Below are 18,561 nucleotides of genomic sequence, written 5' to 3'. Positions count from 1 at the left end.
CGATGTTCACCAAGGTCCTTATCGCCAATCGCGGCGAAATCGCCGTCCGCGTTATCCGCACATTGAAGCGGATGGGCATCGCCTCGGTCGCCGTCTACTCCGATGCCGATCGCTTCTCGATGCCGGCGCTGACCGCCGACGAGGCCGTCCGCCTCGGTCCGGCGCCCGCTGCCGAAAGCTATCTTGACGTAGACGCCGTCATCGCCGCCTGCAAGGCAACGGGCGCTGAGGCCGTGCATCCGGGCTATGGCTTTCTCTCAGAGAATATCGGCTTTGCCGAGCGGCTCGCCGCCGAAGGTATCGCCTTCATCGGCCCGCGGCCGGAGCATCTGTCGGCCTTCGGCCTGAAGCATACGGCGCGCGAATTGGCGAAAGCGAGCGGCGTGCCTCTGCTGCCCGGCACCGATCTCTTGCAGAGCGCCGAAGAGGCGCTTTCGGCTGCCGAGACCGTCGGCTATCCCGTCATGCTCAAAAGCACGGCCGGCGGCGGCGGCATCGGCATGCAGCTCTGCGCCGATGCGGCAAGCCTCAAGGCCTCTTTCGAAAGCGTGCAGCGGACAGCCCGCGCCAGCTTCGGCGATGCGCGCGTCTATATCGAGCGTTTCGTAGCCGAAGCGCGCCATGTCGAGGTGCAGATCTTCGGTGATGGCAAGAGCCGCGTGATCGCGCTCGGCGAACGCGACTGCTCGCTGCAGCGGCGGAACCAGAAGGTGGTCGAGGAGACGCCTGCGCCTGGCCTTTCCGCGGAAACGCGGGCGCGGCTGCACAAGGCGGCAGTCGATTTGGGGGCTTCGGTCTCCTATGAATCGGCCGGAACCGTCGAATTCATCTATGATCCCCAGCGCGAGGAATTCTATTTCCTCGAGGTCAATACCCGCCTGCAGGTCGAGCACCCGGTGACGGAGGCCGTCTTCGGCATTGACCTCGTTGAATGGATGATCCGGCAAGCGGCGGGCGAGGACGTGCTCTTGAGTGCGAATGCCTTGACGCCGAGGGGTGCGGCGATCGAGATGCGTATCTACGCCGAGATGCCGCATGCCGATTTCCGCCCGAGTGCCGGCTTGCTGACCGAAGTCGTCTTCCCTGATAATGCTCGCGTCGACGGCTGGATCGAGACGGGTACCGAAGTCACGCCCTTCTATGATCCGATGCTTGCCAAGCTGATCGTGGCTGCGGAAGACCGGCCGGCGGCGATCGAGAAGCTGAAGGCAGCACTCGCCGAAACGTCGATATCAGGCATCGAGACCAATCTCGATTATTTGAGAACGATCGCCGCCTCCGAACTGCTTGCAAGCGCCAAGGTGGCGACGACGGCGTTGCGCGACTTCGCCTTCGTTCCCGACGTCGTCGAGGTGCTTGCGCCCGGGGCGCAATCGAGCATTCAGGAACTGCCGGGGCGGCTCGGCCTGTGGCATGTCGGCGTGCCGCCGAGCGGGCCGATGGACGAACGCTCCTTCCGCCACGCCAACCGGCTGGTCGGCAATGCCGATGTAACGGCAGCACTCGAACTGACGGTTTCCGGCCCGACGTTGCGGTTTTATGTCGACCAGACGATCGCGCTTGCCGGCGCGCGGATGCCAATGACATGCGACGGCGCAAGATTGCCGCATGACACGCCGGTATTGATCCGGGCCGGCCAGGTCCTGTCGATCGGTTCGATCGAAGGACCGGGGCAACGCGCTTACCTTGCCGTTACCGGCGGTTTTGCCGCGCCCGTCGTGCTCGGCTCGCGCGCGACCTTCGGCCTTGGCCAGTTCGGCGGCAACGCCACCGGCACGCTGAAGACAGGGCATGTGCTGCATTTTGCCCGCCAAGTGCCGGCCGAACCGGCAACGTCTGCGACGGAGCCCGCCGCCTTGACGCGCGAATGGGACGTCGGCGTCGTTTACGGCCCGCACGGCGCACCTGATTTCTTTCAGGATGGGGATATCGACACGCTGTTTTCGACGGCTTACGAGGTGCACTTCAACAGCGCCCGCACCGGTGTGCGGCTGGTCGGCCCGGCCCCGCAATGGGCGCGCAGCGACGGCGGCGAGGCGGGGCTGCACCCCTCCAACCTGCACGACAATGCCTATGCGATCGGGGCGATCGATTTCACCGGCGATATGCCGATCATTCTCGGCCCCGACGGTCCAAGCCTTGGCGGCTTCGTCTGCCCGGCGGTAATTGCTCGCGACGAGCAGTGGAAGATGGGCCAGTTCAAGCCCGGCGACCGCATCCGTTTTCATGCAGTAGTGCGGCCGGAAGACCCGATCGCCGGCCCGGCAGTGCGGCGGGTCGCGGAAGAAACAGGTTCGCCGATCCTCGGCATCTGCGAGGATGGCCCGGTTTCCGTCGTTTATCGCCGCCAGGGCGACGACAATCTGCTTGTCGAATATGGGCCGATGACGCTCGATATCGCGCTTCGGCTGCGGGTGCACCTGCTGATGCAGGCGGTTGTGGAGGCCCGCCTCCCCGGCGTCGTCGACCTCACCCCCGGTATCCGGTCGCTGCAGATCCATTATGACGGCAGGCAGCTGACGCGCCGGCGCCTGCTTGGGCTGCTCTCCGAGATCGAGGCGACCCTTCCGGCAGCCCAGGAGGTCACGGTGCCGAGCCGCATCGTGCATCTGCCGCTCTCCTGGAACGATCCGGATGCGGAACTTGCGATGCGCAAATATCAGGAGCTCGTGCGCCCGAATGCGCCCTGGTGCCCATCGAATATCGAGTTCATCCGCCGCATCAACGGCCTTCCTGACGAACAGGCCGTCCGCGATATCGTCTTTGATGCAAGCTATCTGGTGCTCGGTCTCGGCGACGTCTATCTCGGCGCGCCGGTTGCGACCCCTGTTGATCCGCGCCATCGCCTCGTGACGACGAAGTATAATCCCGCCCGCACCTGGACGCCTGAGAACGCCGTCGGCATCGGCGGCGCCTATATGTGCATCTACGGCATGGAAGGACCGGGCGGCTACCAGCTCTTCGGCCGCACAATCCAGGTCTGGAACACATGGCGGGAGACACCGGCCTTTGCCAGGGGCAAACCCTGGCTGCTGAACTTCTTCGACCAGATCCGTTTCTTCCCTGTTAGTAACCAGGAATTGACGGAGGCGCGCGCCGCCTTCCCGCATGGCGGCTATCCGATCCGGATCGAGGAAACGGAATTCTCCTATGCCGCCTATCAGAGAGAATTGCAGGCGAACGCAGCGTCGATCGGCCGCTTCAAGGCAAGCCAGCAGGCCGCCTTCGATGCCGAACGCCAGCGCTGGAAGGAAGCCGGGCTCGACAGCTTCGTCACCGACGAAGGCACGGGCGAAAGTCCGGATGGGGATATTCCCGACGGCTGCTTCGGTGTTGCCAGCGCCGTGCCCGGCAATATCTGGAAATTGCTGGTCGGGCCGGGTGCGTCGGTTGCGGCCGGCGATACACTCGCCATCATCGAATCGATGAAAATGGAAATCAACGTCACCGCCCATGCGGCAGGCCGCGTCCGCGACCTGCGTGCCGGGCCGGGAAGAAACGTCAAAGCCGGCGATATCATCGTCGTTCTGGAGGAATGCTGACATGCTGCCGACCATCCTCGATCTCTCAAGCCTTCGCGCCGCCTACCAGTCCGGCCTGACGCCGCTCGACGCCATCGAAGAGGTGATCGCGCGGCGTGCCGCCTCGAAAGATCCGGCAATCTTCATCACGCCGGTGCCGGATGAGGAATTACGCGCTGCCGCAAACGCGCTGATGGCACGCGCGCCTGAGGCAAACAGCCTGCCGCTCTGGGGCGTTCCCTTTGCTGTGAAAGACAATATCGATGCCGCCGGCCTGCCGACGACCGCCGCCTGCCCGGCCTATGCGTATCGGCCGGAAGAGGACTCCACCGTCGTTGCCCGGTTGAAGGCAGCCGGCGCCATCATCATCGGCAAGACCAATCTCGACCAGTTCGCGACCGGCCTCAACGGCACGCGCTCGCCTTATGGCGCGCCGCGTTCGGTCTTCGATGCAGCCTATATCTCCGGCGGCTCGAGCTCCGGATCGGCGGTCACGGTGGCCTCCGGCCTCGCCGCCTTCGCGCTCGGCACCGATACGGCCGGCTCCGGCCGCGTGCCGGCCGCCTTCAACAATCTGGTCGGCATCAAGCCGACGCCGGGTCTCTTGCCGAATACCGGCGCCATACCGGCCTGCAAGAGCGTCGACTGCATCACGATCTTTACCGCGACCGTCGGCGACGGCGTCGCGATCCGCAAGGTCGCCGAAGGCTTCGATGCCGCCGATCCTTTCTCGCGTCACGCCAAGCCGGCGAACCTGCCGGTATCAGGCTTGCGCATCGGCGTCCTGACCGACGCCGAGCGAGAATTCTTCGGCGACAAGGAGGTGGAGGCGCTCTACGACCAGGCGATCGAACGCGCCAAAGCGCTCGGAGCGACCATCGTGCCTTTCGACTACACACCGTTCCGCGAGGCCGCGGCCCTGCTCTACGACGGGCCGTGGGTTGCTGAGCGCCTGGCCGCGGTCGAGACCTTCCTCGCCACCAACGCCGCCGATTTCGACCCGACGGTCAGAGGGATTATCGAAGGCGCCAAGGGCAAGACCGCGGTCGAGGCCTTTAACGGCCGATACCGGCTGGAGGAGCTGCGCCGCAAGACCGAAGCCGAATGGGAAAAGGCGGACGTGCTTCTGCTGCCGACCGCACCGACCACCTACACGGTCGCCGACATGCTGGCCAATCCCGTCGTGCTCAATGGCCGCCTCGGCCGTTACACCAATTTCGTCAACCTGCTCGATTGCGCGGCGATCGCCGTTCCGGCCGGTTTCGGCAAGGGCGGCTTGCCGGGCGGCGTCACCGTCATCGCGCCTGCCTTCACCGACGATGCGCTGGCACCACTTGCCGATGCGCTGCATCGCGCAGCAGGTTCCGGCATGGGCATCGACCGGCAGGCGGCAATACCGGAAGCGAGCCGCATTGCGCCTGGCGATGACGGTTTCATCGAAATCGCGGTCGTTGGTGCGCATCTGACCGGCATGCCGCTCAATCACGAACTGGCAGGCTCCGACGGGCGTCTGGTCAAGACCTGCCGCACGGCCGGCGATTATCGCCTCTTCGTTCTGCCCAATACCACGCCGCCGAAACCGGGACTGCTGCGCGAACCCGGCCATAAGGGTCAGGGGCTGGAGGTCGAGGTCTGGGCACTGCCGGCCGATGCTTTCGGCAGGTTCGTCCAGAAGATTCCGGCACCCCTCGGCATCGGTAAGCTCACGCTCGAAGACGGTTCCAGCGTCTCCGGCTTCGTCTGCGAGGCCCATGCGGTGAAAGGTGCCGAGGAAATCACCGCACTTGGCGGCTGGCGCAACTATATCAGCGCCAAGTTGGCGAGCTGAGGGGAGCTTTCCATGGCAGCAAAGCTCATCCGGCGCCTGATCGATCTGCTGCGGGACGGTCTGACCGCCCGCAGCGAAGCGATCGGCAGCACCTGCATCAGCCCTGGCGGTTTAGAGAACGTTCGGCAAGCTCGACGATGATGCCGTCGGGATCGCGAACGAAGGCGATCTTGTTCAGCATCTCGGAGTGGACCGCGAAGCGCGGCCGCTCCTTGATCTCGACGCCCGCCTGTTCAAGGCGGGCGAAGGCCTCGTCGACATTGTCGAAATGGAAGGTAAGGTGCCGTACGCCGGCCCTATCGTCAGGCACGTCGACCGCCCTCGAAGCGCCGCTGGGCGGCGCAAAGACCTCCAGCATGCCGCCGCCTGCATCGAGGAACGCGACCTGCATGCCATTCGCCATCGTCTTGCGCAACACGAGGCTGAGGCCGAGCATGCCGCAGTAGAAATCGACGGTGCGGTCCATGTCGCTGACCGTCATGCCGACATGCTCGAAGGATTTCAGCATCGGAGCGCCCTTCCCGGTTCAGACGGTGGCCGCAGCACGCCATTCCCCTGCCGGAAGCCAGGAACGATAGAGCGGATGATCGGCGGCGATCGGCATCGGCGTCGGTTGTCCGGTTCGCTGCGAGGAATAGGCGGCCGTTACCAGTTCCAGCGAATTGCGGGCATCCTGCAGCGTCACCGGTGGGTCGGTGTCCTCGACGATCGCCTTGTGGAAGAGCTCGAACTGACGGGTGTAGCCATCCTCGCCAGGCACATAGGCGGCGAGCACTTCGTCGATCCGCGCCTGATGTTCCTCTGTCCCGGCGACGAATGTCCACGGATCACGGCCCATCGTATAGGGTTCGATGATGCTTTCGGCGACGAGGTCGTTGAAGCAGAAGCGCAGCCGCGAGATTTCCTTGCGCGAGCCGAGCGTCATCGACAGCGTCGCCAGCGAGCCATTCTGCATCTTCACCGAAAGGGCTGCCGTATCCTCCACCTCGATCGGATTGACCAGCGTCGCCCCATAGGAAAATACCTCGGCGCAAGGGCCATGCACATAGTTCAGCATGTCATGGGCGTGGATGGCGTGGCCGAGAAGGCCGCCGCCGAGTTCGCTCGCCCATTTGCCGCGCCACGGCACGGCATAATAATCCGGGCCGCGCCACCAATGGGTTTCGATCGTCGTCAGGAACGGCTTGCCGGCCAGGCCGCGTTCGATCAGCAGCTTCAGCTTCTGCAGGCCGGAGCCGTAGCGATACTGGAAGATCGGCATCAGCTTCCTGCCGGGGTAACGATCGAGGATGCGCCCCATCTCGTCGACCTCTGCGATCGAGCCGAAGAGCGGCTTCTCGCAGATCACGTGTTTGCCGGATTCGATGCCCTTGCGGCAAAGTTCGAAATGTGAACTCGGTGGCGTCGAAATGTCGATGATGTCGAGGTCGTCACGGGCAAACAGCGCATCCGCATCCTGCGTGTATTCGCCAATGCCGTACTCCTCGCACAGCGCCCTGCCGCGTTCCTCGTCGAGCGAGCAGAGCACGGGGACTTCGAAAAGCTCCTTGTTCCAGCCGAAGCCGGCCAGATGCCGCGCAGCGATGCCTGCGCCGATGACACCGACGCGCAATTTTCTGGTCATGATATCCTCCTCAGCGAGCGCCGATGCGCGCGGCTTTCGTCTGGGCTTCGAGCGAAAGACGGCAGACTTCAAAAACGTGATCCTGGGTCATCGCCGTCTGCGTACGGTTGCCGACGTCGGCGGTGAAAGCGTCGAAATAATCGAGTTTTTCGCCGCTGCAATCGATATGGGTCATTTCCTTGCCGTTGACCAGGAAGAGGTGATCCTTGCCCGGCCGGCCGGCAATATCGATATATTTGCGCAGTTCGATGTAGCCTTCGGTGCCGAGAATGGTCAGGCGCCCGTCGCCCCAGGTCGGCAGCGCCTCCGGCGTGAACCAGTCGACACGGACATAGCCCGCCGCCTTGTCGGAACGCAGAAGCACCTCGCCGAAATCCTCGAAAGCGGGCTTGTCGGGCATGCCGAAATTGCCGATCGAGCTTGCGATGACCTCGCCTGTGGTCGAGCCGGTATAGAACAGGAACTGGTCGACCTGGTGCGAAGCGATATCGACGATGATGCCCCCGAAGGCTTCGGGATCGAAGAACCAGTCCGGCCGGGTCGGCAGTTGAAGCCGGTGCGGGCCGACGCCGAGCGTCTGGATCACCTTACCGATCGCGCCTTCGGCGACGAGCTTGCCGGCCTTGACGGCGGAGCGCACGCAGTGGCGCTCGGAAAAGCAGATCGAGAAGATCTTGCCGGTCTCGGCAACGGTGCGCCTGACGTCCTCGAGCTGGGCGAAGGTGGTCACGCCCGGCTTGTCGGTCATCACATCCTTGCCGACCCTCATTGCGCGGATGGCAAGCCCGGCACGATCGCGCGGAATGGCGGAAATGCAAATGACATCGATCGACGGATCGTCGAACAGCTTTTCCCTATCGATCTGCGGCGCGTCCGGATAGGTCTTCTCAAAGGCCTCGCGCAGTGCCGGCACCGAGGTCTGCGGGCAATAGCCGACGAATTCGCCGCCTGCGGCCAGCAATCCCTTCACGTGATCGAACGTGTGCCCATGGTCGATTCCGACGACGGCAAATCTCAACATCGCTGCAATATCCTCCTGGGATTTTCGTGTGGCCGGCTGATGCCCGCCTCCTCCATGTCGGGCAAAACAGATAACGAAAGCCGCCTCCTGTCAAGGCGAGATGAAGGGGAAAGCCGACCAGAGTACAAATTAAATATTTGAAATATAACGATTAATTTGTATCTAAATAGTTATTTTGTAGGTTTTACACTTGGTCTTTCGACAAAGGGCCACGGCTTGACCCGATCGGGCGAAAGTCTTTTTCCCCGACGCATCTTGCCCCATCTTCGTGAATGTGATCGATTTCGGCCGCCGCCGGGTTGGAGGGCGGCAACACCCTGCAATGTTTTGAAGAGCGCTCCCCGCTCGCCTGTGACGGAAGATCACCATGTCTCAACCTCTGCTCGATATCGCCACTTCGGATGGTCTTTTTGTCGGTCGTATCTGGAATCCCGAAGTACAGGGACCGAGCATTGTGATGTTGCGCGAGGGTATGCTGGTCGACATCACGTCGCGCGAGGCGCCGACGCTGAGCGCCCTGCTCGAGCGGCAGGATGCCGCCACCTTCGTCCGTGCAGCAAGTGGCAAGGCGATTGGCTCGCTGGCGGACATCGCCGCCAACAGTACCGGAGCTCCGGATCAAACGCGCCCTTATCTCCTTGCGCCCGTCGACCTGCAGGCAGTCAAGGCCTGCGGCGTTACCTTTGCGCAGTCGATGATCGAGCGCGTCATCGAGGAGAAGGCCGCCGGCAGTCCGGAACGCGCCGCATCGATCCGCGAGCGTGTCAGCACGCTGATCGGCGGCAGCCTCACCAATCTGAAGGCCGGTTCGCCGGAGGCCGCCAAGGTCAAGCAGGCACTGATCGACGAAGGCATGTGGTCGCAATATCTCGAGGTCGGTATCGGGCCGGATGCCGAAGTCTTCACCAAGGCGCCGGTGCTCTCCTCGGTCGGCTGGGGTGCGGATGTCGGCCTGCATCCGATCTCGACCTGGAACAATCCCGAGCCGGAAATCGTGCTCGCGGTCAACAGCCGCGGCGAAATCAAGGGTGCGACGCTCGGCAACGACGTCAACCTGCGCGACGTCGAGGGCCGCTCGGCGCTGCTGCTCGGCAAGGCCAAGGATAACAACGCCTCCTGCTCGATCGGTCCTTTCATCCGCCTGTTCGATGCCGATTACAGCCTCGATGACGTCCGCAAGGCGGAACTCGACCTGAAAGTCACCGGCCAGGACGGTTTCGTGCTGCATGGCAAGAGTTCGATGTCACACATCAGCCGCGACCCGACCGATCTCGTCAAGCAGACGGTCGGCGCCCATCATCAATATCCTGACGGTTTCATGCTTTTCCTAGGCACGCTGTTTGCGCCGACGCAGGACCGCGACGCGCCGAAGCAAGGCTTCACCCACAAGATTGGCGATGTCGTCGAGATTTCCTCGGCAGGCCTCGGCGCGCTCGTCAACACCGTGCGCCTTTCCACCGAATGCCCGCCCTGGACCTTCGGCATTTCGGCGCTGATGAGCAATCTGGCGAAGCGCGGTCTTCTCTAAATTACTGATTCCGCCGCCTGCCCTGCAGCAGATCGAGAACGGAGTTTGCCGCCTCGAGAACGTTTGTCCCCGGGCCGAATACCGCTGCAACGCCGTGTTCATGCAGGAATTCATAGTCCTGCCGGGGGATGACACCGCCGCAGACGACGATGATGTCACCACCGCCCTCTTGTTCCCTCAGCCTGTCGATCAGCTGCGGCAGCAGCGTCCTGTGGCCGGCCGCCAATGACGAGACGCCGACGACGTTGACCTTTTCGCTGAGTGCGACGCCGGCGGCTTCCTCCGGTGTCTGGAAGAGGGGACCGGCGAGCACATCGAAGCCGATATCGCCGAAGGCCGAGGCGATCACCTTGGCGCCTCGGTCGTGTCCGTCCTGACCGAGCTTGGCGACCATGATCTTCGGCCGGTGCCCCATGGCTTCCGTCACTTCCATCATGCGGGTCCTGAGCACGGCGAGTTCCGGCTCATTTTCATACGCTTGGCCATAGACGCCCTTGATCACCACAGGCGTGGCGGCATGATCGCCGAAGGCATCGCGCATCGCATCCGATATCTCGCCGACCGTGGCGCGGGCCCGCGCGGCCTCAATGGCGGCTTCCAGCAGGTTGCCCTTGCCGCTCTGTGCGATCTCGGCCAGGGCCGCCAGCGTCTCGCGCACGGTTCCGCCATCGCGGCGCCGCTTGGTTTCCTCGATACGTCTGATTTGCGCTTTGCGCACCGCGCTATTGTCGATCTCCAGAATGTCGATCGGCTGTTCGTTGTCGAGCCTGTAGCGGTTGACGCCGACGATGACCTCCTCGCCCTTGTCGACGGCTGCCTGGCGGCGCGCGGCCGCTTCCTCGATCAGCCGTTTCGGCAGGCCATCGGCCACGGCCTTGGTCATGCCGCCCAGTGCCTCGACCTCCTCCATCAAGGCCCATGCCTTGTCGGCAAGCTCGGCCGTCAGGCTTTCGACATAGTAGGAGCCCGCCAGCGGATCGACCACTTTTGTCACGCCGGTTTCGTGGCTCAGGATCAGCTGAGTATTGCGGGCAATGCGCGAGGAGAATTCCGTCGGCAGCGCGATCGCCTCGTCAAAGGAGTTGGTGTGCAGCGACTGCGTACCGCCCAGCACGGCCGACATCGCCTCGAAAGCGGTGCGGATGATGTTGTTATAAGGGTCCTGTTCCTGCAGCGAGACGCCGGAGGTCTGGCAATGGGTGCGCAGCATCAGCGAGGACTGCTTCTTCGGATGAAACCCTTCCATGATCCGCGTCCAGAGCAGGCGGGCGGCGCGTAGCTTGGCGGCTTCCATGAAGAAGTTCATGCCGATGGCGAAGAAGAAGGACAGGCGGCCGGCGAACTCGTCGACGCTCAGGCCTTTGGCAATGGCGGCGCGGACATATTCGCGGCCGTCGGCGAGCGTGAAGGCCAGTTCCTGCACCAGCGTCGCGCCGGCTTCCTGCATGTGGTAGCCGGAGATCGAGATGGAGTTGAACTTCGGCATCTCGCGGGCGGTATAGTCGATGATGTCGGCAACGATCCGCATCGATGGTTCGGGCGGATAGATATAGGTGTTGCGGACCATGAACTCCTTGAGGATGTCGTTTTGGATGGTCCCCGAAAGGTCGGCTCGTGGAACACCCTGCTCCTCGCCGGCCACGATGAAGGAGGCGAGGATTGGGATGACGGCGCCGTTCATGGTCATCGACACCGACATTTCGCCGAGCGGAATGCCGTCGAACAGGATCTTCATGTCCTCGACGCTGTCGATTGCCACACCCGCTTTGCCGACATCGCCCTCGACGCGCGGATGATCGCTGTCATAACCGCGGTGGGTGGCAAGATCGAAGGCGACCGACAGGCCCTTCTGGCCGGCGGCCAGATTACGGCGATAGAAGGCGTTCGATTCCTCTGCCGTCGAGAAGCCGGCATATTGGCGGATCGTCCAAGGCCGGCCAGCATACATCGTCGCGCGCGGGCCGCGGGTGAAAGGCGAAAAGCCGGGAAGCGAACCAAGGTGCCCCGCGCCATCGAGATCCTCGGCCGTATAGAGCGGCTTTACGGCAATGCCTTCCGGCGTCTGCCAGGTCAGCGTTTCGGGCGAGGTGCGCAGTTCCTTTTGCGCAAGCTCCGCCCAATCCGACAGCATCTTCTTCGTCATGCGGTTCCTCCGGCTTTTTTCATCCCCACCCTACCATTTCACAGCCTCATCGTGCGATAGAGCCCGAAGAGGATGATTTTAGGCCGAACCGGCTAAAATCTGAATCCTGTTCTACATTATATAGTTAGAGCATGATGTCGTCCGAAAACCGCTCACACTTTTCGGCATCATGCTCCAGGATAATTAATGCGGCAAATCCTTGATTTCTATTGCCGGCTTTGGGAACCGCCAGATGAAGACCATGCAGATCTATGCCTTCGACATGAACTGCGTCGGGCACATCAACCACGGTCTGTGGACGCATCCGCGCGACCGCTCAGCGCATTATACCGATCTCGACTACTGGACGGAGTTTGCCAAGACCGCGGAACGCGGCAAGCTGGACGGCATCTTCCTGGCCGACATCGTCGGTGTCTACGATGTCTACAGGGGTAGCCCGTCGCCGGTGATCGAGACGGGCGCGCAGATCCCGGTCAATGATCCGATGATCCCGATTTCGGCGATGGCCTATGTCACGAAACATCTGGGTTTCGGCGTGACCGTCAACACCACCTATGAGCCACCCTTCCTGCTGGCGCGGCGCATGTCGACGCTCGACCACCTGACCAAGGGACGGATCGGCTGGAACATCGTCACCGGTTATCTCGACAGTGCGGCTCGCAGCATGGGTTTCGACAAGCTGCCGGAACATGATGCGCGTTACGACGCAGCCGAAGAATATCTCGAAATTCTCTACAAGCTCTGGGAAGGGAGTTGGGACGACGATGCAGTGGTGCGCGACAAGGCGGGCGGCGTCTATGCCGATCCCTCCAAAGTGCGCTCTGTCCGTCACGACGGCAAATATTACCGGATGGAAGGCATCCATCTTTCCGAGCCCTCGCCGCAGCGCACGCCCCTGCTCTTCCAGGCCGGCGCCTCGGCACGCGGGCAGGATTTCGCCGCACGCCACGCCGAATGCGTCTTCGTTGCCGGGCCGAATCCCAAGGCGGCCAAGCCGACCGTCGATGCGCTGCGGGCGAAGGCGACGAAATTCGGCCGCGGCGCCGACGCATTGAAGATCCTGAGCCTGATCACCGTCGTCGTCGGGCGGACGGAGAAGGAAGCACGGGACAGACTGGAGGAGTACCGCCGCCATGCGAGCGTCGAAGCTTCGCTTGCGCATTACTCCGCTTCGACAGGCATCGACTTTTCGAAGTATGGATTGGACGACGTCATCGACCAGAGCTCGACCAACGCCAATCAGTCGGCGCTTGCGGCCATCACGAAACAGGCGCCAAAGCCGGTGACGCTGCGTGACATCATCGACCAGATGGTGCTCGGCAGCCGGATGAAGCCGATAGTGGGTTCGCCGGAACAGATCGCCGATCGTCTCGCGACATGGATCGAAGAGGGTGGCATCGACGGCTTCAATCTGGCGCGGACAGTGGCGCCGGAGAGCCTGCGCGATTTCGTCGAGCTGGTGGTGCCGGTGCTGCAGGAGCGCGGCGTCTTCAAGGCGGACTATGCTGCAGGACCCTTGCGGCAGAAGCTTTTCGGCGGCGGGAACGGCAGGTTGCCCGCCGCTCATCCCGCCGCCCAGTTCCGGCGCTGACTTATCGGTGGTCCAGCCTGGCAACCAGCCGGTCGCCAAGCCACTGGATGCCGCAGACGAGCACGATGAGGACGGCCACCACCGCGATCATCACACTGGTTTCGAAACGTTGATAGCCATAGCGGATGGCCAGATCGCCGAGGCCGCCGGCGCCGATTGCGCCCGCCATGGCCGACCAGCGTGACGGTGAAACCGGCGACGATGCCCGGCAGCGCCTCAGGCACCAGCACCTCGCGGATGATCGTCCAGCGATTGCCGCCCATGGCACGCACGGCATCGATCAGCCCGCGGTCGACCTCGCGCAGCGATACTTCGGCGATACGGGCGTAGTAGGGCGTTGCAGCGATGGCGAGCGGCACGATGGCCGCCCAGGTGCCGAGCGCGGTGCCGACGATCAGCCGCGTCAGCGGGATCAGCGCCACCAGCAGGATGATGAAAGGCACCGAGCGAAAGCCGTTGATGACTGCGCCGAGCACGCGATTGATCCAGGGGTTTTCGGCGATGCCGCCGCGCGCCGTCGCAACCAGGGCAAGGCCGAGTGGCAGGCCGGCGACGAGCGAGATCAATCCCGAGGCGAGGGTCATCAGGATCGTCTCCCAAAGGGAGCGAATAAGCAGTTCAAGCATGATCGGTGTCATAACCAAGCACCTCCACCCGGGCGGACCGGGCCGTCAGGAATTGTTCGACCTTTCCGGCAAGCGCGGGGTCGCGCGCGGGAACGGCGATGAAGAACCGCGCCACCGGCTGATTCTGGATATGGTCGATGCCGCCATGGACGAGGCGGAAGGAATGCGGCAATGCTGCTGAGAGTTCGGCAAACAGTGCGCCCTGCGCCTGCGGCCCGGCGAGATCGACGCTGAGGATCGCTTCGCTGCCCGCCGTCGCCGATAGCCGGCCGGCAATATGCTCGGGAAGCTGCGGGCGGATGCCGCCGAGCAGGCTCCCCGTGATCTCAGCCTGCGGATTGGCGAAGACCGACCAGACCTGCCCTTCCTCGACGATGCGCCCGGCATCGATGACCGCGACGCGATCGGCAATGCCGCGTACCACTTCCATCTCGTGGGTGATGAGCAGAATGGTCAGTCCGAGCTTACGGTTGATGTCCTTCAGCAATGCCAGGATCGACCGGGTCGTTTCCGGATCGAGCGCCGATGTCGCCTCGTCGGACAACAGCAGTGCCGGGCGTGCCGCCAGCGCCCGGGCGATGCCGACGCGTTGTTTCTGGCCGCCGGATAGCGATGCGGGATAAGCCTTCGCCTTGTCTGCAAGGCCGACGAGTTCGAGCAGCTCATGCGCCCGTTTCAGGCGCTCGCTCTTTGCAAGACCCTCGATCTTCAGAGGCAGCGCGACGTTCTCCTCGACGGTTCTGGCGGAAAGCAGATTGAAATGCTGGAAGATCATGCCGATGCGGCGGCGCAGCGGCTGCAATTCCTGTTCCGAAAGTCCGGTGATATCTCGGCCTTCGATGAGGATCTCGCCGCTATCGGCGCGCTCCAGGCCGTTCAGGCAGCGGATCAGCGTCGATTTGCCGGCGCCGCTGCGGCCGATGATGCCGAGGATCTCGCCTCTCTTCACCGTCAGCGAAATACCGTCGAGGGCTGCAGTGGCTCCGAACCGCCGTTTCACGTCGGTCAGCCTCACCACCTCTTCGGAAGCCGCCGCTTGCGACTGTGCCTCGATCGCCGTGGTGGAAACAAGGGAATTCATGTGTTTTTCCTTACAAATACTGAAGGCGGTCCGGGCAGAGAACGCCCGGACCGCCTCTCGGCAGGCCTTAGAGCCTTTCCGGGTTAGATTGAAGCATTCTGCCGGAGCAGGTTTTCGTCAGGGCAGAGGCGATTGGCGACGGGCATACTTCGTGGTACGTCCGAGCCGATCGCCTCTGCGCTGGCGGAAAGATGCCCGGCCCTTCGGGTTGGCTGAAACGGGCCGGCTGATCGACCGGCCGGCTTGGCCGTAGAGCTTGGCTACGACGCGCGCCGGCCGGTCGACCATCCGACTCCGTTTGAGCCAACAGAATGCTGCAATCTAACCCGGAAAGGCTCTAACCCCAGCCCTGCCTCTGATCAATAGGCGCTGAGACCGGTGCCCTTGTAGACCTTGTCGAATTCGGCCTTGACGGTGTCGTTCTGATAAGAAGACACAAGCGTCTTGACCCATTCGGTATCCTTGTTGTCGTCCTTGACGGCGATGAAGTTGCGGTATGGATTATCAGTGATCGGCTCCTGGGCAATGCGTTCGGCCGGCGAAAGACCGCTCTTCAGCGCCCAGTCGGTGTTGACGATGCCGGCATCCAGATCGTCGATCGAACGGCCGACGATGCCGGCGTCGAGTTCCTTGATCTCGATCTTCTTCGGATTGTCGGTGACGTCGGCGACGGTCGCGAGAATACCGGTGCCGTCCTTCAGTTTGATCAGGCCTTCGCTCTGGAGAACGCGCAGCGCCCGGCCTTCGTTCGAGGGATCGTTCGGCACGCCGATGATGGCACCTTCCGGGATCTCTGCGACGGACTTGTATTTCTTGGTGTAAAGGCCGATCGGCCAGACCCCGGTATAACCGACGCGAACGATGTGATAGCCGTGCTGTTGGATCTGGTTGTCGAGATAGGGCTGGTGCTGGAAGGCGTTGGCATCGATTTCGCCGCGCTCCAGCGCTTCATTCGGCTGGGTGTAGTCGTTGAAGATGACGGTCTCGATCTTGAGACCCTTCTTGGCCGCCTCGCTCGCGACCACGCGCCAGATATCCTCCTCCTCGCCGGCCATGATGCCGACCTTGATCGACTTATCCTCGGCATGGGAAGGAGCGGGTGCTGCAAAGGAAAAGAATGCCGCCGCCGAAATGGCGATGGCGGCAAGAGCCGCGCGGCGCGAAAGGTGGAAGCTGTGAAGATTTTTGTTCTTGGTCATTGTTATCCCGTCTGACTGAATGAGGCCGAACGCCCCGAGCAGGCCGATCATGGCAAATGCGCGGATCGGGAGCGAAGCACGAATGTCTGATGCGGAGGAAAGGCCGGAAAAACTCTTGCCCTGCCATCGATATCGGCAGGATAAATTTCCACCAAATTTATGGATTAATTGCGGCTTGAGAGCATGCTCCAAAACTGAAAACGGCGCCTCCTCGGCGCCGTCTCAAGCTCATTCCGGCATTGCTCATTCGGCAGCAATAAGGGCGTGATTTCGCACAGGAAAGAACGCCTCGATCTCGCCGATGACCTCGCCGATCCGCTTGGAAAGCGGATCGGATGAGACACGGTAATCGGTGAAGTCGCGGTCGGACGCATAAACCGCGGTCGGCAGCGTGTAAGACATGAAAAAACCGAAGAGCGGGCGGAGCTGGTGCTCGACCATCAGCGCATGGCGGTCGCCGCCGCCGGTTGCGGTGATGATGATCGGCTTGGCGCGCAACTCATGCGGGTCGATCAAGTCGATCAGATGCTTGAAGAGGCCCGGATAGCTGCCTTTGTAAGTCGGCGCTCCGATGACCAGCACATCGGCACTGACGATATCGTCGATGACTTCCCTGGCGCGACTGTCGAGGTCGTCACGGCGCAGCGCCTGGCCAAGCGAGGGGCCGACGTCGGTCAGATCGTAGATGGTGTTGTCGAAGCCGTATTTTTCGGCGGCGAGACCAGCAACGTTTTCAACAAGCGCAAAGGTCTTCGACGGGCGGTTGAAACTACCCGCAAGGCCGACCAGTTTGGGAGCAGACATGCCATTTCCTTCCAATATCGTGCCGAAACCGACGTCATTATTGGCGAATATTATCTATAAAAATAGTGGATTAAAGGAATGGTGATCCCTCTTCCCCATAGGAGGAGAAAAATACGTTCGGGCCTGTGGGCGATGGAGGCGTGCGAACTGCCTGATGCATCGAGCCGGAGTGTCGGTCACATTTCGGCTCGATCGATTGTCCGTAAGCGATGTCGCCTCAGACGGATTTCTGCTTGGGAATACGCGGCAGGAAGATCGTCAAGAGACCGAGCAGCGGCAGGTAGGAGCAGATGCGGTAGACGAAATCGATGCCGTGGGTATCGGCGAAACTGCCTAGCAGCGCTGCGCCAAGCCCCCCTGCCCCGAAGGCGAAGCCGAAGAAGACCCCGGCAATCAGCCCGACGCGCCCCGGCACCAGTTCCTGTGCGAAGACGACGATTGCCGAGAAGGCCGAAGCGAAGACCAGGCCGATGACGATGCTGAGTATACCCGTCCAGAAAAGGTTCGCATAGGGAAGCAGGAGCGCGAAGGGAATAACGCCGAGGATCGAGAACCAGATGACGAAACGCGCGCCGAAGCGGTCACCGATCGGTCCACCGAGGAAGGTGCCGATGGCAACCGAGCCGAGGAACAGGAAGAGCATCAGCTGTGCCTGCTGCACGCTGAGTTCGAACTTGTCGATGACATAGAAGGTGAAGTAGCTCGACACGCTCGCCATGTAGACATTCTTCGTTGCCGTCAGCAGCACGAGAATCAGCAGCGCCCAGATGACCCGGTTCTGCGGCAGCGGCAGGGTCCGGCTTATTGCCGAGTTGCTGGCATTCTGGCGCCTGTGGCTGATGTACCAGTTGCCGACCCAGCTCAGCACGACCATGCCGACCATGGCGATGGCAGCGAACCAGGAGACGCTGTGCTGGCCGAGCGGCAGCACGATGAAGGCGGCAAGCAGCGGACCGATCGCCTGGCCGGCATTGCCACCGACCTGGAAGAAGGATTGCGCGAAACCGTGGCGACCGCCGGAGGCTAGACGGGCAACGCGCGAAGATTCCGGATGGAAGACCGCCGAGCCGAAGCCGATCAGGCTTGCGGCAACCAGCAGCAGGGTGAAACTGCCGGCATTGCCGAGCAGAATGAGGCCGCAAAAGGTGCTCGCCATGCCGACCGGCAGCGAATAGGGCATCGGCCATCGGTCGGTGACGATGCCGACCAACGGCTGCAGCAGCGAAGCCGTGACCTGGAAAGTCATGGTAAGGAGACCGATCTGTACGAAATCGAGATCGTAGTTCGCCTTGAATAGCGGATAAAGCGAGGCGAGCAGCGACTGCATGATGTCGTTCAGCATGTGGCAGAAGCTGACCGCAATCAGGATAGACATCGTTGTTTTTTCGAAACGGGGCGCTCGCTCGGCAACGGTTGCCATCAATACTTCTCCTGCTCAGGCACGGCCGATGCCGTGCCACGTCGCTTTTGTTCGATGGATTTTCGGGCGATCGGGGCTGGGAAGACTCTCGTGCGACGGTCGCTGAAGAGCATTTAGCGTAAGCCGGAACGCAATTACAGCCCAGTTTTATCCGTATTGGTACGGCTTTTGTTTG

General features: G+C 62.4%; 12 protein-coding genes and 1 pseudogene. 4 read left to right on the top strand and 9 right to left on the bottom strand.

Translation table 11 applies throughout. The features are described from left to right. The first annotated feature begins 2 nt into the window (after window positions 1-2). On the top strand, window positions 3-3,542 hold the full coding sequence (uca, locus tag RWK44_RS12360) for an urea carboxylase (RefSeq protein ID WP_316028849.1): 3,540 nt from the start codon (window positions 3-5) through the stop codon (window positions 3,540-3,542). 1 nt (window position 3,543) lies between these two features. After that, window positions 3,544-5,349: an allophanate hydrolase gene (gene atzF, locus RWK44_RS12355; RefSeq protein ID WP_131661399.1), complete on the top strand. Its 1,806-nt coding sequence runs from the start codon at window positions 3,544-3,546 to the stop codon at window positions 5,347-5,349. Between the two features lie 97 nt (window positions 5,350-5,446). Here atzF and RWK44_RS12350 read toward each other — a convergent pair whose 3' ends face one another. Genes RWK44_RS12350 through RWK44_RS12340 form a run of 3 tightly spaced genes read right to left on the bottom strand, consistent with a single transcriptional unit; the run spans window position 5,447 to window position 7,994 of the window. Next, window positions 5,447-5,857, bottom strand: coding sequence for a VOC family protein (locus RWK44_RS12350; RefSeq protein ID WP_168336200.1), 411 nt, complete (start codon window positions 5,855-5,857; stop codon window positions 5,447-5,449). 18 nt (window positions 5,858-5,875) lie between these two features. Beyond that, window positions 5,876-6,973, bottom strand: a complete 1,098-nt coding sequence (locus RWK44_RS12345; RefSeq protein ID WP_168336199.1) for a Gfo/Idh/MocA family protein — start codon at window positions 6,971-6,973, stop codon at window positions 5,876-5,878. Between the two features lie 10 nt (window positions 6,974-6,983). Further along, on the bottom strand, window positions 6,984-7,994 hold the full coding sequence (locus RWK44_RS12340) for a Gfo/Idh/MocA family protein (RefSeq protein ID WP_168336198.1): 1,011 nt from the start codon (window positions 7,992-7,994) through the stop codon (window positions 6,984-6,986). Between the two features lie 367 nt (window positions 7,995-8,361). Here RWK44_RS12340 and RWK44_RS12335 point away from each other — a divergent pair, with 367 nt between their 5' ends. Continuing rightward, window positions 8,362-9,522, top strand: coding sequence for a fumarylacetoacetate hydrolase family protein (locus tag RWK44_RS12335; RefSeq protein WP_222038372.1), 1,161 nt, complete (start codon window positions 8,362-8,364; stop codon window positions 9,520-9,522). A gap of 1 nt (window position 9,523) precedes the next feature. On the opposite strand, the gene scpA is transcribed toward RWK44_RS12335, so the two are convergent. Beyond that, on the bottom strand, window positions 9,524-11,665 hold the full coding sequence (gene scpA / locus RWK44_RS12330) for a methylmalonyl-CoA mutase (protein ID WP_316028848.1): 2,142 nt from the start codon (window positions 11,663-11,665) through the stop codon (window positions 9,524-9,526). 232 nt (window positions 11,666-11,897) lie between these two features. Here scpA and RWK44_RS12325 point away from each other — a divergent pair, with 232 nt between their 5' ends. Further along, complete coding sequence (locus RWK44_RS12325) at window positions 11,898-13,256, top strand: LLM class flavin-dependent oxidoreductase (protein WP_316028847.1); 1,359 nt, start codon at window positions 11,898-11,900, stop codon at window positions 13,254-13,256. A 1-nt stretch (window position 13,257) separates the two neighbouring features. Here the strand turns inward: RWK44_RS12325 and RWK44_RS12320 are convergent. The 5 genes and pseudogenes from RWK44_RS12320 to RWK44_RS12300 form a co-directional block, all read right to left on the bottom strand. Further along, window positions 13,258-13,894, bottom strand: a pseudogene (locus RWK44_RS12320) (methionine ABC transporter permease). Next, window positions 13,875-14,963: a methionine ABC transporter ATP-binding protein gene (locus RWK44_RS12315; RefSeq protein WP_131665574.1), complete on the bottom strand. Its 1,089-nt coding sequence runs from the start codon at window positions 14,961-14,963 to the stop codon at window positions 13,875-13,877. Before RWK44_RS12315 ends, RWK44_RS12320 begins: the two are co-directional and overlap by 20 nt. A gap of 359 nt (window positions 14,964-15,322) precedes the next feature. After that, window positions 15,323-16,162, bottom strand: a complete 840-nt coding sequence (locus RWK44_RS12310; protein ID WP_168282811.1) for a MetQ/NlpA family lipoprotein — start codon at window positions 16,160-16,162, stop codon at window positions 15,323-15,325. A gap of 243 nt (window positions 16,163-16,405) precedes the next feature. After that, complete coding sequence (gene msuE, locus RWK44_RS12305) at window positions 16,406-16,966, bottom strand: FMN reductase (RefSeq protein ID WP_168282814.1); 561 nt, start codon at window positions 16,964-16,966, stop codon at window positions 16,406-16,408. A gap of 217 nt (window positions 16,967-17,183) precedes the next feature. After that, the gene (locus RWK44_RS12300) at window positions 17,184-18,386 is read right to left on the bottom strand and encodes an MFS transporter (RefSeq protein WP_222011162.1); all 1,203 of its coding nucleotides are present in this window, start codon (window positions 18,384-18,386) and stop codon (window positions 17,184-17,186) included. Window positions 18,387-18,561: the final 175 nt, after the last annotated feature.

Source organism: Rhizobium sp. 25PS6, assembly GCF_032464655.1.
GTDB classification, from domain to species: Bacteria; Pseudomonadota; Alphaproteobacteria; order Rhizobiales; family Rhizobiaceae; genus Rhizobium; species Rhizobium laguerreae.
Note: the sequence above shows the minus strand (reverse complement) of the source record. Positions and strands in the feature narration are given on the sequence as shown.